This window comes from Azospirillum sp. RU38E, assembly GCF_900188385.1.
GTDB lineage: Bacteria > Pseudomonadota > Alphaproteobacteria > Azospirillales > Azospirillaceae > Niveispirillum.
Window position 1 is genome coordinate 88794 of the sequence record NZ_FZOI01000011.1, and the last position, 14000, is coordinate 102793.

The 14000-nt window shown below is 64.0% G+C and carries 11 protein-coding genes; 3 read left to right on the plus strand and 8 right to left on the minus strand.

Features of this window, described 5'->3' with window-relative positions:
• The first annotated feature begins 19 nt into the window (after positions 1-19).
• The gene (locus CHB97_RS17220; protein WP_089289236.1) at positions 20-1207 is read left to right on the plus strand and encodes a VWA domain-containing protein; all 1188 of its coding nucleotides are present in this window, start codon (positions 20-22) and stop codon (positions 1205-1207) included.
• A 27-nt stretch (positions 1208-1234) separates the two neighbouring features.
• On the opposite strand, the gene CHB97_RS17225 is transcribed toward CHB97_RS17220, so the two are convergent.
• Positions 1235-2611, minus strand: coding sequence for a globin-coupled sensor protein (locus CHB97_RS17225; RefSeq protein ID WP_160105970.1), 1377 nt, complete (start codon positions 2609-2611; stop codon positions 1235-1237).
• A gap of 424 nt (positions 2612-3035) precedes the next feature.
• Between CHB97_RS17225 and CHB97_RS17230 the strand changes: the two genes are divergently transcribed.
• Both CHB97_RS17230 and CHB97_RS17235 read left to right on the plus strand, forming a co-directional pair.
• Positions 3036-4493 (plus strand): NADP-dependent isocitrate dehydrogenase, encoded by a 1458-nt coding sequence (locus CHB97_RS17230; protein ID WP_089289317.1) that lies wholly within the window; start codon positions 3036-3038, stop codon positions 4491-4493.
• 285 nt (positions 4494-4778) lie between these two features.
• The gene (locus tag CHB97_RS17235; protein WP_089289238.1) at positions 4779-5153 is read left to right on the plus strand and encodes a GcrA family cell cycle regulator; all 375 of its coding nucleotides are present in this window, start codon (positions 4779-4781) and stop codon (positions 5151-5153) included.
• 87 nt (positions 5154-5240) lie between these two features.
• On the opposite strand, the gene speB is transcribed toward CHB97_RS17235, so the two are convergent.
• From speB to CHB97_RS17270, 7 genes are all read right to left on the minus strand, one after another.
• A complete protein-coding gene (gene speB, locus CHB97_RS17240; protein WP_089289239.1) occupies positions 5241-6302 on the minus strand; it encodes an agmatinase in 1062 nt (353 codons plus the stop codon).
• A gap of 160 nt (positions 6303-6462) precedes the next feature.
• On the minus strand, positions 6463-7815 hold the full coding sequence (locus tag CHB97_RS17245) for a flavin monoamine oxidase family protein (RefSeq protein ID WP_089289240.1): 1353 nt from the start codon (positions 7813-7815) through the stop codon (positions 6463-6465).
• Complete coding sequence (locus tag CHB97_RS17250; RefSeq protein ID WP_089289241.1) at positions 7812-8462, minus strand: TetR/AcrR family transcriptional regulator; 651 nt, start codon at positions 8460-8462, stop codon at positions 7812-7814. The genes CHB97_RS17245 and CHB97_RS17250 overlap by 4 nt, the downstream gene beginning before the upstream one ends.
• Entirely contained in the window at positions 8459-9877 is a 1419-nt protein-coding gene (locus CHB97_RS17255; RefSeq protein WP_089289242.1) for an amidase, read from the minus strand. Before CHB97_RS17255 ends, CHB97_RS17250 begins: the two co-directional genes overlap by 4 nt.
• Positions 9878-9928: 51 nt before the next feature.
• Positions 9929-11350 carry an aldehyde dehydrogenase family protein gene (locus CHB97_RS17260; RefSeq protein ID WP_089289243.1) on the minus strand — a complete coding sequence of 474 codons (1422 nt, stop codon included), beginning with the start codon at positions 11348-11350 and terminating at the stop codon, positions 9929-9931.
• Between the two features lie 48 nt (positions 11351-11398).
• Entirely contained in the window at positions 11399-12553 is a 1155-nt protein-coding gene (locus tag CHB97_RS17265; protein ID WP_089289244.1) for an MFS transporter, read from the minus strand.
• A gap of 597 nt (positions 12554-13150) precedes the next feature.
• Positions 13151-13744: a TetR/AcrR family transcriptional regulator gene (locus CHB97_RS17270; protein ID WP_160105972.1), complete on the minus strand. Its 594-nt coding sequence runs from the start codon at positions 13742-13744 to the stop codon at positions 13151-13153.
• Positions 13745-14000 lie beyond the last annotated feature (256 nt).

The following is a 14000-nucleotide window of genomic DNA, read 5'->3' on the forward strand; positions in this document are numbered from 1 at the left end:
GATATCAGCGGGGCCAACCATGTTCGTCAGCTTTTTCTACGATCTGCGCCGGGCCGGCGTGCCGGTCAGCCTGAATGAATATCTGGCCCTGATGCAGGCGATGCAGGCCGGCATCGCCGGCTATGCGGTGGATGATTTCTATTACCTGTCCCGCGCCGTACTGGTGAAGGATGAGCGCAACCTGGACAAGTTCGACCGGGTATTCGGCGCGACCTTCCAGGGGCTGGAGGCGGGTGCCGTGGCGGGGGAGGAGATTACCGCCGAAATCCCGGAGGAATGGCTGCGCAAGCTGGCCGAGAAATATCTGACCGACGAGGAAAAGGCACAGATCCAGGCGCTGGGCGGCTGGGACAAGCTGATGGAGACCTTGGCCCAGCGGCTGGCCGAACAAAAGGGCCGCCACCAGGGTGGCAATAAATGGGTGGGCACGGCGGGCACCAGCCCCTTTGGCGCCTATGGCTATAATCCGGAAGGCGTGCGCATCGGGCAGGAGGGCAGCCGCCACCGCCGTGCCGTCAAGGTCTGGGACAAGCGGGAATTCCGCAATCTGGATGATCAGGTTGAAATCGGCACCCGCAACATCAAGGTGGCGCTGCGCCGCCTGCGCAAATTCGCCCGCACCGGGGCGGCGGAGATGCTGGACCTGCCGGATACCATCCGCTCAACCGCGCGCAATGCCGGATATTTGGACCTGAAGCTGGTGCCGGAACGGCATAATGCGGTGAAGGTGCTGCTGTTCCTGGATATTGGCGGATCAATGGATGACCATATCCGCCTCTGCGAGGAGCTGTTCAGCGCCGCGCGCGGCGAATTTAAGCATCTGGAATATTTTTACTTTCACAATTGTGTCTATGAAGGCGTGTGGAAGGATAATCGCCGCCGCCATGCGGAGCGCCTGTCTACCCTGGACGTGATCCATACCTATGGTGCCGACTATAAGCTGGTCTTCGTCGGCGACGCCGCAATGAGCCCCTATGAAATTGTGCAGCCCGGCGGCAGTGTGGAACATTTCAATGCGGAGCCGGGGGCCGTCTGGCTCGAGCGGCTGCTGCACCAGTACCGCCATGCCATCTGGCTGAACCCGATGCAGGAACGCTATTGGACCTATACCCAGTCTATCGCCATGATTCAGAAGATCATGGAGGGGCGGATGTATCCGCTGACGCTGGAAGGGTTGGATGCCGGGATGCGGGAACTGATGCGGTAGCCCCGCGCGCGCACCCCGGCAGGTTTTTCACGCGGCCGTGCGGCCGGCCCCTTGATCATTGGTGCTGGCCCGCACCACCCGCACCAGCACCTGGCGCAGTTCCTCAATTCCCGTGGCCACGGTGCTGGAACCGTTGCGCACGTGGGAGGCCTGTTCGCCCGTGCGCAGCGCTTCGGCTGAAACATTGGCGATCCGGTCGGCCACCGCGCGCACTGCGCCGGAGGTGGCGGCGACATTGCGCCCGATCTCCTGCGTGGCGGCGGATTGTTCCTCAATGGCGGCGGCGATGGCGCTGGACACGCTGTCAATTTCCCGCACCGTATCGGCCATTTCAGTCACGGCAAACACGGCCTCCGTCATCACCGACTGGATCACGCCGATATGGCTGTTGATCTCCTCCGTTGATCGGCTGGTCTGGTTGGCCAGATTTTTCACCTCGCTGGCCACCACGGCAAAGCCCTTGCCGGCTTCCCCGGCGCGGGCGGCTTCGATCGTGGCATTCAGCGCCAGCAGATTGGTCTGGCCGGCGATGCTGGCGATGATCTGGGCCATCTCCCCGATCTTTTCCACCGCGCGGGACAGGCTGTCGATGGTGGCACCCGTGCGGTCGCCCTTTTCCACCGCCTGCCGGGTCAACCGGCCCGACTGCGTCACCTGACTGTTGATTTCCTGGATGGAGCTGACCAACTGTTCGGTGGCCGCCGCCACGGTTTCGGCGTTGCCCAGCGCTTCCTGGGCGGCGTCGGCCACGGTGCGGGCATCCTGGCCGACACGGGCGGCGGATTGCGCCATTTCCTGCGCTTCCCGCGCCATGCCGCCGGTCTTGGCCGCCACGTCCTGCACGGCCCGCCCGGCTTCACGCTCCACCGTATCGGCCATCTGGGTCAGGGCGCGGCTGCGGCTGGTGCGCTCCGCCTCCGCATAGGTTTCCAGCAGCAACTCCAGGTCCAGCCAGGCCAGCTTGTTCAAGGCGTTGCGCAGGGCATCGCGCCGTGCCGCTGCGGCACCGCCCAGCAGGGCGGACAGGCCGCTGGCCCGATCCTCCAGCCCCAGTTCCTCAATCACGCCCCGCACCACGATGCTGTGGCAGATGGCGACAGCATAGCCCGGCACGCCGTTATCATAAAAAGCCTGGGCCAGCCGCTGGGCGGATTCCTGAAAGCCGCTGCCAATATCGCCGCAAACCGCCCGCATCCAATGTTCCGTGCGGCAGCGATGAACCTCCGGCCTAGCCAGGGCGGACTGGATTTCCGGCCAAGCGGCAAAACGGTCATGCCATTGCTGCAACAGGCCGGGCAGCCTGTTGCGCGCGAATTCCTTTAATTCGCCCACAATTTTCAAGTCACTATCGGTGATCTGGAAGACGGAAAGGCGGCGTGATTGTGTATCGCTATGCATCCGCATCTTTAACTTGCCTCTCCTATTAGCAGTGGCTAACCTGATTTCTGCATTATTTCCAGCAGGGATTTGGTGTGGAAATAGCATATGCTGAATTCATAATTATGCAGGCCCGGATATTTAGCAATCCGACTTCCGTGCGACTTTATCTGCGGATGGTCTTGTTCGGCGGCTGTGTAGCGGCTTGACTATCCCGATAGGGGTAGTCCATGCGGATAGGTTTTTGCCCCCGGCCGGGGCTGGAGTCCGTTCCTTATCCGGCTGGCGGTCGGGGTGGAAGAAAAGTGCTTTCTGCGATGCGCCTGCTGCCCATCCGGCAAAGCCGCCCCTACCTTCGATAGATTGCGCCTTGGCCCTGTCCGGATTAGCTTGCCGCCCGTCCGGTAAACCCCGCTGAAGGGGACGGATGAACAGAAGGACATTGATCATTATGACCAATAGCGCGCCGACCCCGATCACCATCGCCCGCGGCGACGGTATCGGCCCCGAGATTATGGACGCCACGCTGGAAATCCTGCAGGCATCTGGCGCCAATCTCGCTTTTGAAGAAATTCAGATCGGTGAAAGCGTCTATAAGCGCGGCATCATGAATGGCATGGAGCCGTCCGCCTGGGACAGCCTGCGCCGGACCAAGGTGTTCCTGAAGGCCCCGATCACCACGCCGCAGGGCGGCGGGTACAAGTCGCTGAACGTCACCATCCGCGGTGCGCTGGGACTGTTCGCCAATATCCGCCCCTGCGTCTCCTACCATCCCTATGTCGCCACGAAGCACCCGACCATGGATGTGGTCATCGTGCGCGAGAATGAAGAAGATCTCTACGCCGGTATCGAATACCGCCAGAGCCAGGAAGTGACCCAGGCGGTCAAGCTGATCACCCGCCCTGGCTCGGAAAAGATCATCCGCTATGCCTTTGAATATGCCCGTGCGAACCATCGCCGCAAGGTAACGGCCTTCGTGAAGGACAATATCATGAAGATCAGCGATGGCCTGTTCCATCGCGTCTTTGATGAAATCGCCGCCGAATATCCCGAGATCGAACATGAGACGATGATCGTTGATATCGGTGCGGCCCGTCTGGCCGATACGCCGGAACATTTCGACGTCATCGTGACGCTGAACCTCTATGGCGATATCATTTCTGACATCGCCGCCCAGATCACCGGCTCGGTCGGGCTGGCCGGTTCGTCCAACATCGGCGACCAGTGCGCCATGTTCGAGGCGATCCACGGTTCCGCCCCCACCATCGCCGGCAAGGGCATTGCCAACCCGTCGGGCCTGATCCTGGCCTCGGTGATGATGCTGGTCCATATCGGGCAGGCGGAAGCGGCCGAGAAGATCCATAATGCCTGGCTGAAGATGATCGAAGACGGCATCCACACCGTCGATATCTTCAAGCGCGGCGTCTCCAAGGCCCGCGTCGGCACCCGCGATTTCGCTCTCAACCTGATCGACCGTCTGGGTGAGCGTCCGACCCACCTGACCCCGGCCTCCTATCAGGTGGATGAGAAGGCCAGCTTCGGCGGCATCGCCCTGAAGGACGTGCCGCGCCAGGAAAAGAAGCTGCTGGGTGTCGATGTGTTCGTCGATCACAAGGGTGGTAATGGCGACGACATGGCCGCCCGCGTGGCCCCGCTGGCCGGCGATGTGCTGAAGCTGACCATGATCTCCAACCGTGGTCAGAAAGTGTGGCCGGAAGGCGCGCCGGAGACCTTCTGCACCGACCATTGGCGCCTGCGTCTGCAGGGGGCCGACGGCAAGACCGTCACCCATGGCGATATCATCGCCCTGCTGGGCCGGCTGGATCAGGCCGGCCTGGATGTGGTGCAGACCGCCAGCCTCTACAGCTTCGACGGGGCCAACGGCTTCTCCGTCGCGGCCGGTCAGTAAAGCGGTGAAAATGGTCATTCCGGTACTCTTTTGTGCCGGGATGACCATGTGGCTTTGGTAGGGGGGCGCTGCATCTGGTGGTGTTAATGCAGTTACCCACAAGATTCAGCAGACGCCCCCCTACCCAAAGCGAGTCAAATTTGGTAGTTTGGGAATCAGCCGCATACAATATTTTGTGGGCGGCTGCTCGATAACCCCCCATTCCCGCCCGTGCCGGGTTTTCTGGCGGTGGGGATGCCTTGTCGAACCCGTGCCATTGTCGGCCTTATCGAAAGGGTTTGAAGCGTGGAAGCGACCGAAAGCACCTGGAGCGAAGAGCGCGTGGAAAAGCTCCGCCAGCTCTGGGGTCAGGGCATGAGTGCCAGCGAAATTGCCGATCTGCTGGGCAATGTGACGCGTAATGCCGTCATCGGCAAGGCCCACCGCCTGGGGCTGTCTGGCCGTCCGTCGCCGATCAAGAAGAAGCCGACCAAGGGTGCCACCATCCTGTCGCTGACCGAGCGCATGTGCAAGTGGCCGGTGGGTGACCCGAAATCCCCGGATTTCCATTTCTGCGGCAAGCCGTCCGTCAATGGTCTGCCCTATTGTGCGGAACATGCCGCCATTGCCTATCAGCCCGCCCGCAAGCGGGAAGATGAGCGCAAGCTGGGCGTTGCCTGACCGGCGGAGCGGTAAAACCGCTAGCGTTCGCCGCGATGTTTGAAAGCCCCCGATGGTCCGCCATCGGGGGCTTTTTGCTATTGCGCTTTATCCCCCGGCCTTACCCCGCCGCTGTTTCAGCGCCATACTGGCCAGGCACAGTTCCTCAAACAGGATCTGTGATCCGATCTGGGCGGTGTTGCTGGTCGGGTCATAATGCGGGGCGATCTCCACCACATCCGCGCCGACCACATCCAGCCCGGCCAACCCGCGCATGATGGTCAGCGCCTCGCGGGAGGTGAGGCCGCCCACCTCCGGCGTGCCGGTGCCGGGGGCAAAGGCCGGGTCCAGGCAATCCACGTCGAAGGAAATATAGACGGGGCCGTCACCCACCACCGCGCGGGCCTTGGCGATCACCGCCTTCAGGCCCATTTCCTGCACATCTTCGGCGTGCAGAACGGTCATTCCGGAATCGTAAGAAAATTCCCAGAAGAATTCGGCACTGCCCCGGATGCCGATCTGGATGGTGCGTGCCGGGTCCAGCACCCCGTCCAGAACGGCAGAACGGAAGGGACCGGAATGGTGGAAGCGGGCGCCGTCGCCGCTGCCGCTGGTATCGCAATGGGCATCGAAATGCACCATGCCCACCGGCCGGTCACGGCCCAGGGCCTTCAGGATGGAATAGCTGATGGAATGGTCGCCACCCACACTCAGCGGCACCACGCCGGCATCCATCAGCCGGTGATAGAAGGCCTGGATATCGGCGTGGCAGGTATCCAGATGCAGGTAATTGCTGAAAGGCACATCGCCAATATCGGCCAGGGCCAGCTCGGCCGCCGGAACCATGCGCAACACATGCTCATAGGGGCCGATCCGGTCGGTATTGCGCACGGCACGCGGGCCAAAGCGCGACCCGGCGCGGTTGGTCACGCCCAGATCCATCGGCACACCGACCAGGGCAATCTCCAGCCCGCCGAAATCCGGCAGGGCAGCCAGATCGGGCCGCAGGGGTGCATCCAGCAGGGTGCCGGCATCGGCAAAGGGCTGGCGGGGGGCTTCGGCCCCCCGGAACACGGCTTGCGCCACCTCGCGGAAATGCGGATCGAAGAAATCCGCCGGTGATGCCGCACCATAGCGGGCCCGCAGGCCCGCCAGCTTGTCCTTGTCCATGCGTTACCCTTTTATATCAGTGGCTTGAAAGAGTGACCGACGGTCACTCTTTCAAGCCCTTCAATCGCCAGCGCCCACATCCGTGGGCTCGGCTACGCCGCACGTGCGGCGCGGCGGCAGTCGCCGCCGTTCCATCGGTCAAGGATTTTGACCGATGGAACTATACAGCCAGGATTTCCGCCGCCACCCGCTCGCCGGACCGGATGGCCCCATCCATATAGCCGGTCCAGATCCAGGCGGTTTCCGTGCCGGCCCAATGGATGCGGCCCACCGGCTGGCGGATGGTGTGGCCCACGCTGGTCCAGGCACCCGGTACCAGGAAGCCGCCATAGCCGCCGCGGGAGAATTCCTCCTCCAGCCAGGACAGTTCCTCATAATGCCGTACATTGGCGGCCTGGGGGCCGAACAGATGCACCAGTTCAGCGATTGCCGCCGCGCGGCGCTCGGCCGGGCTGCTGGCGGTCCAGTGTTTGGCCTCGTCCCCTTCGATGAAGCCGACGATTACGCCCGGCGTGCCGGTGGCGGGGGAATTGTCATAGGTCAGGCTCATCGGGCCTTCGTCGCTGACGGCCATGCCCGACAGGCCCTCGGCCCGCCAGAAGGGCGCATCATAGAAGAACTGGATCTTGATGCAGGCGCCCATCGGCATCCGCTGGGTCAGGTAATCGCGCGGGCCGGGCAGGGCCGGGCTGTAATTGAGCCGGCCGGCAAGGGCCGGCGGCAGGGTGACGATCACCCGGTCTGCCTTGACGCTGCCGCCCGCATACTGGATGGTCACGCCCTTTTCATCCTGGGCAATGGCCTGGACGGGGCTGTTGAAGCGGATCAGCGGGCGGACCTGATCGGCCAGCTTTTCCGCCAGATGCTGCGCGCCTTTGACAAAGCGCCGCTCCTGCGCGCCGCCGCCCATGCTGATCACCGTGCGCAGGTCGCCACCGGCGCGGATATAGCACAGCACATGCAGGAAAGAGAGCTCGCGCGCGTCGGAGGCCAGGACCGAGCGGGCCAGGAAGCGCATCCAGAACCGGGCGGCGGGCACGTCGCTTGCCTGTTCGATCCAGGCCTCGAAGCTGAGACTGTCCAGCGCCTGGGCATCGGGCGACAGCCAGGGGAATTCCGGGTTCACCGTCGCGGCCAGACCGTCCAGCTTGGCGAAGACGCCGTCCACCGCCACCCTGGTTTCTTCATCATAGGGCGGCAGCATCCCTTCACAGCGGCTTTTCCGGCCTTCCAGCCAGTACAGCGTCTCCCCTTGTTCATAGGCCGGGAAGGTCTCCACCCCCAATTCATCGGCCAGGGCCAACACCTTGTCCTGCGTCGGGCCGACCCATTGGCCGCCGACATCGATGGGGGTGCCGTCGGGCGCGTGGCGGGTGTGGATGCGGCCGCCCACCCGGTCACGCGCTTCCAGCACGATCACGGAAAGCCCGGCGGCCTGCAGGGCGCGGGCGGCGGTCAGGCCGGCGAAACCGGCGCCAATAATGGCGACCTGGAACTGATCAGGCAGGCTCATGCTCTGTCTCCATGGCTGGGCAGATATAATTGTTGGGCGGCCTGGACCAGCATCCGCACCGCCTGGTGCGATCGCAGCCCATTGGCCGTGGCCAGCCATTGCAGCAGAATGCCGACAAGGCCGGTCAGGATGAAATTGGCCAGCCCGTCCAGATCGGGTTTCAGGCTGCCATCACGCACATCGGACGCCTCTGCCAGCGTCTGCCGGTAAAGCGCCAGGAACTCTTCGTATTTCTTCTTCGCCAGCCATTGCGAACCGTCGGTGGCCAGGGCGTAGAGGGTAAGGTTGAAAAGCGCCACCTGTTCATCCGGCCTTTGTTCCACCTGCGAACGGATAAACATGATCAGGCTATCGATACGTTCCCGTAACGGTTCCGGCTGGGTGAACCGGGTGGCCAACTCCTGTTGCACCCGGGCCAGAAGGTGCGACAGCACCGACAGCAGCACCGCTTCCTTGCCATCGAAATGATAATGCAGGGTGCCCAGATTGATCCCCGCCTCCTGCGCGATGCGGCGTGTGGTGGTGCCCTGCACCCCGTCACGCGCCAGCACGGTGATGGCGGCGGCCATGATGGCTTCCCGCGTGGCGGTCGCGCGTGCCGGGCGGCCTCCCTCACCGGTTGCAGCGGCTGTCGATGCCAGGCTCATGCCGTAACCGGATCGATGGGGCTGACGGGCGGCAGCCGGCTGGCCATCGCCTGGGCGGCGGCCAAAATGCGCCCTTCGCGGAAGCGGCCGGCCACCAGCTGGATGCCGACGGGCAGGGGGGAACCGGTCGGGCGGAACGGTATGGACAGGGCCGGCACGCTGACACAGGCTGTGCTGGTGCAGGGGCTGTGGGCGACCAGCAATTCCCGTGCTTCCCTTTCACCGGCAATATCATGGCCCACCGGGAAGGCGGCGGTCCAGGCGGTGGGCATCAGCAGCAGCGGATAGGTTTCAAGGAACAACTGCCATTCCCGCAGCAAGCCGGTGCGGGCCGACAGGGCGGCCAGCATATCGGCCGGGCTCATCTCCGGCACGCAGGCGGCCGTCAATTCCAGCGAGTGCAGGAAATCCGCATCGCCCATGCTGAAGGCGGCACGGGCCGCTGGAGTGCGGCAATCGTTGGACAGCAGCGCCATCCAGAGTTCGGCTGTTTCAATGAAGCGCGGCGGGGCTGCCTCCACCACCTCATAGCCAGCATCGGCCAGCGTGTCGGCGGCCTGGCGCAGGGCGGCGGCGGTGTGACTGTCGGGCCGGTGCTCCCCCTCACCGGTGAACAGGGCAACGCGTACCGGGGCCGCGTCATCGGGCTGCTCCAGCGGGGCCGGCACCCAGGCCGGGTCACGCGCGTCGCGCCGGGCCATGCTGTGCAGGCCCAGCCGAATGTCACCGACCGAGCGGGCAATAACACCCTGGGCCGAGCCGAACTGCAGGCACAGCGACCGTTCGGCCTTGGCCGTGGCGTTGAAGGCGGGCACCCGGCCCACCGTGGGGCGCAGGCCATAGACGCCGCAGGCGGCAGCCGGCAGGCGGGCAGAGCCGGCCAGATCATTGCAATGGGCCAGCGGTGCCATGCCGGTGGCCGTGGCGGCGGCGGCCCCGCCGCTGGACCCGCCAACATTCAGCCCCGGATTCCACGGGTTCAGCGTCCGCCCGTGCGGCGCATTGTCGGTGAACCAGCGGCAGGAAAAGGCCGGTGCATTGCTGCGGCCCAGGAAGATGGTGCCGGCATCGCGCCAGTTCGCCACCGGCGGGCTGTCAACGGGGGCGATCAACCCCACCAGCGGGGCGACCCCGTTGGTGGTGGCGCTGCCGGCCTGATCGACATTGATCTTCACGGTGGCGGGCACGCCATGCAACGGTGGCAGGTCACCCCCGGCTGCCACTGCCTGATCAGCCTTGTCAGCGGCGGCCAGTGCCGCCTGTTCCTGGATTTCCGTCAGGGCGTTGATGACAGGGTTCACCTGCGCGATCCGCGCCAGACAGCTTTCCACCGCCTCCCGCGCGCTGACGCGCCGCTGCCGGATGGCCTCGGCCAGCGCGCCGGCCTCCCATTGCCATAGATGCTCGCCTTGCATGGTCTTTTCCTATTTCTTGTGCCGGTTGGTCCTGCGTTTTGGTCTTCAGGATCAGCGGCTGGCGATGCCCTTGATCTCCAGGAATTCGGCCAGACCGAATTCCGCATATTCGCGGCCATTGCCCGATTGCTTGTAGCCACCGAACGGGACCGCCGGGCTCCATTCCGGGTTGTTGAGATAAACGGTACCGGCCTGCAGGCGACGGCCGACAGCCAGCGCGTGCGCCGGATCGCCCGATTGCACATAGGCGGCCAGCCCATAGACCGTGTCATTGGCCATGGCGATGGCCTCTTCCTCATCCCGATAGGTCAGGATGGACAGGACGGGGCCGAATATCTCCTCCCGGCTGACCGTCATGGCGGGGGTTACCCGGCCGAACACGGTGGGGCGGATATAGAAGCCCTGCGACAGGCTAGCCGGCATTTCCGGCCCGCCGGCCAGCAGTTCCGCCCCCTCGGCGATGCCGGTCTGGATCAGCCGGCGGATCTTGGCGAACTGGTTGGCGTTGGAGACGGGGCCAACCTCTGTCGTCGGGTCCAGCGGGTCACCCACCTTGACGGCGTTGGCCGTGGCGGCGGCGATTTCTGCCACCTCGGCATAACGGTCTTCCGGTACCAGCATCCGGGTGGGGGCGTTGCAGGACTGGCCGCTGTTGGAGAAGCAATGGCGCACACCGGCGGCGACGGCGGTCGGGAAATCAGCATCCGGCAGCAGGATATTGGCGGATTTGCCGCCCAGTTCCTGGGAGACGCGCTTTACCGTATCGGCCGCCAGCCGGGCCACATCGATGCCGGCGCGGGTGGAACCGGTGAAGGACACCATATCAATGCCAGGATGGCGGGCGATGGCCTGGCCAACCCCCAGCCCGTCGCCATGCACCAGATTGAACAGGCCCGCCGGCACGCCGGCCTGATGCATGATCTCGGCAAACAAGGTGGCGCTCAAAGGGGCCAGCTCGCTGGGCTTCAGCACCACCGCGCAGCCGACCGCCAGGGCAGGGGCCACCTTGCAGATGATCTGGTTCATCGGCCAGTTCCAGGGGGTGATCAACCCGGCAACGCCGATCGGCTCCCGCACGATGCGCAGGTTGGGGCGCTCTTCCTCAAAATTGAAATGGCGCAGCGTCTCGATGGTCTGGGCCAGATGGGCGGCACCGATGCCGGCCTGCGCCTGCTGGGCAAAACCCTGCGGTGCCCCCATTTCCTGGCGAATGGCATCGCCGATATCTGCCATCCGCGCGCCATAGGCGGCCAGGATGGCGGAAAGCAGGTCAAGGCGTTCCTGCCGCGTGCTGCTGGCGAAACCCTGGAAAGCCCGCCGGGCGGCGGATACGGCCTGATCCACCTCTGCCGGGCCGGCCAGTGCCACCTTGGCGCAGGGCTGGGCGGTGGCGGGATTGATCACATCAATGATGGTCGGGTTCGTCGGCAGCAGCCAGCGTCCGTCGATATAGCTGTGAAGGGGCGAGGACATGGTTGGTTTCCCGGCGATGGGGTGGCAGATTCAATGGGGGGTGGCGGCTCAGCGGCGGCCCCGGATGCGGGCGATCAGGAAGCTGGCCGCCGTCAGCAGCAGCAGCAGACCGCCCAGCAAGGCGACATCGGCATAGTGGCCGCTATGTTCCAGGGCATAGCCGCTGACCAGTGGCCCCAGGGCGGCACCGCCGCCGATGATCATGTTGGAAAAGATCATCAGATTGCCCTTGCTGTCATTATCGGCCAGCGTGGCCAGCAGCATCGGCACCAGAAAGGACCAGCAGAGCTGAAAGGCGATGACGGCGACAATATAGAGCGGCAGGCTGCCAGTTTGGGCGATCAGCCCCAGGCAGAGCAGCAGCAGCACAAAAACCGACAGGGTAGAGGGGGTGCGCAGCGGGCCATTTTCCACCATGGAGGCGGCGGCCGATCCGACCACGGCGGTAAACATGGCCACCGCCGTCAGCGTGCCGATCTGCGGTTCCGACAATCCCAGCTCCGCCCCCGGCACCCCGACAAAGGCCCAGGCGCCGCTGACGGCGGTGAAATAGCCGAAGATGGCCAGCAGGCTCAACCCGGCGGCACCGCTGCGGCCACTGGACAGTGCAGCCGGCGGCGTCTGCCAATGGTCGGGCAGCCCGCCCAGGGTGGCCATGGCCAGCACAGTCATCAACGCCAGCACCCCATACAGCCCGGCCAGCCCGGTGATGTTGAACAGCAGCGGCAGCAGCAGCAGCCCCAGTGCCGCACTCACTGTCTGGCCGGCGGCCCAGCAGGCAAAGGCGCGATGCGGGGCGACATAGGCGCTGGCGGCCATGACGCTGACCACCGACAGCACGCCACCAGCGGCCCCGCCCAGGAAACTCAGCCCCAGCATCCAGCCCAGCGCCCCACTGCCCAACGCCACAAAAGCTGTTGCCAGGGAGATCAGGATGAAGATCAGGCCAGTTCCCAGCGTCAACGGGCGCCAGGGCAGCCGGCGCAGCAGCAGGATGGCGGGAAAGGTGACCAGCGAGGCGCCGGCCAGCTCGGCCGCCATCAACAGGCCGATATCACCCGCCGGCCATTGCCATTGCAGCGCCAGCTGGCCGGCGATGACCGGAGAAACCAGGAAAATGAACGGGCCGATAAAGCCGAACGCTGTAACCGCGGCCAAGGGCCGGGCCGTAGCGTGGGTGGAGGGGAGGGAGGCGGAAACCATCACGGGGGGCAGCCTTTCAGGCAGGCAGGGCAGGGCGGGCTTGGGGCTGGTTTTTAAAGACCAAGCGGCCGCCATCGGTCGTGATGGAGGGGAAAATGGGGGGTGCAGTGCGGTTCCATGAAACATCTCCCAGACGGTATCCGCCGCCGGCCCGCTGGGAATACCCTCGTTGCTGCCCGTGAAGGCGCAAACCAGGGGTTCCTCGGCGATGCCTTGCGGCATCCGCGCGGAAAACAGCAAACGGTGGCGGGTGCAGGGCACCCGCGCGGTTTCAACCAAATATCCGGCTGGTCGGCCTTGACGGCCTTATTCCCAAGCCTTCCCTGTACGCGCATCCGTATTTGATCGGATGACTAAATTATGTCCTAAGGCCGCCAGATAACCGCGCAGCTGTCAAGCGGAATTATGCGGGGAAACCGGCCTTGTGTCGACCAAATCAAGGCAATCACTGCCAGCGATTGCCATAGCCGCGGGGAAATTTCCCCAAAAAAACAAGGCGATGCCAATGGTTGGCATCGCCTTTCAGGGTGCGGAAAATTTTTGATCAAATGACCAAATTTACGCAATGGCTTGATGGGCGCAGGCCCGGCCGGGCCTTTACAGGAAGGTTTTGCGGGCCGCCATCACCAGCGTCTGCACGGCCTGGCGGGCGCGGAAACCATTGGCCGTGGCCAGCCACTGCATCAGGATGCCGACGAATCCGGTGAAGATGAAATTGGCCAGCGCCTCGATATCGGGCTTCAGCGTTCCGTCACGCACATCGCTGGCATCATTCAGCGCATCGCGGTAAAGCCCTAGATATTCCTCATATTTTTTCTTGGCCAGCCATTCGGAACCCGAGGTGCTGAGCGCGTAGAGGGTGAGGTTGAACAGGGCAATCTGCTGTTCGGGATGGCGTTCCACCGCGCCCCGGATGAACACCATCAGATGTTCGATCCGGTCGGCCAGCGGCTCCGTCTCGGTGAAGTAATTGGTCAAGGCGGTGCGGGAGCTTTCGATCAGATAGCTCAGCACACTGAGCAGCATCGCGTCCTTACCCTCGAAATGGTAATGCAGCGAGCCCAGATTGATACCCGCCTGGGCCGCGATCTTGCGCGTGGTGGCGCCCTGCACCCCTTCCTTGGCGATCACCGCGATGGCGGCGGCCATGATGCTGTCCTTGGTTACTTCGCTTTTTGTTTTCGCTGCCACGACAATTCCCGCAACCGACTGAAAAATCTGGATTGTCCGTGTGTTGACCGGGGCCAGCACGGTACCATACCCATGGAAAGGCCAAGGTTCGCGCATGGTGACACCCCGCCACCATGATCGTAGGCCGTGGTCAAGATAGCGTCAATCGATTTTGATCATCTGACTAAACCCGACGCCGATCAGACTGCCGGGTAGGCTTCGGTGGGAAGGTTGGGGCGTTTACAGCGAACATTTGTGCCTGCTCTCAGGATAAACC

Bases quoted from the DNA above. Each gene is read 5' to 3' on its own strand.
- CHB97_RS17250 (WP_089289241.1), bottom strand. From the start codon at position 8,462: ATGAGCCTGGCATCGACAGCCGCTGCAACCGGTGAGGGAGGCCGCCCG.
- CHB97_RS17255 (WP_089289242.1), bottom strand. From the start codon at position 9,877: ATGCAAGGCGAGCATCTATGGCAATGGGAGGCCGGCGCGCTGGCCGAG.
- CHB97_RS17260 (WP_089289243.1), bottom strand. From the start codon at position 11,350: ATGTCCTCGCCCCTTCACAGCTATATCGACGGACGCTGGCTGCTGCCG.
- speB (WP_089289239.1), bottom strand. From the start codon at position 6,302: ATGGACAAGGACAAGCTGGCGGGCCTGCGGGCCCGCTATGGTGCGGCA.
- CHB97_RS17265 (WP_089289244.1), bottom strand. From the start codon at position 12,553: ATGGTTTCCGCCTCCCTCCCCTCCACCCACGCTACGGCCCGGCCCTTG.
- CHB97_RS17225 (WP_160105970.1), bottom strand. From the start codon at position 2,611: ATGCGGATGCATAGCGATACACAATCACGCCGCCTTTCCGTCTTCCAG.
- CHB97_RS17220 (WP_089289236.1), top strand. From the start codon at position 20: ATGTTCGTCAGCTTTTTCTACGATCTGCGCCGGGCCGGCGTGCCGGTC.
- CHB97_RS17230 (WP_089289317.1), top strand. From the start codon at position 3,036: ATGACCAATAGCGCGCCGACCCCGATCACCATCGCCCGCGGCGACGGT.
- CHB97_RS17245 (WP_089289240.1), bottom strand. From the start codon at position 7,815: ATGAGCCTGCCTGATCAGTTCCAGGTCGCCATTATTGGCGCCGGTTTC.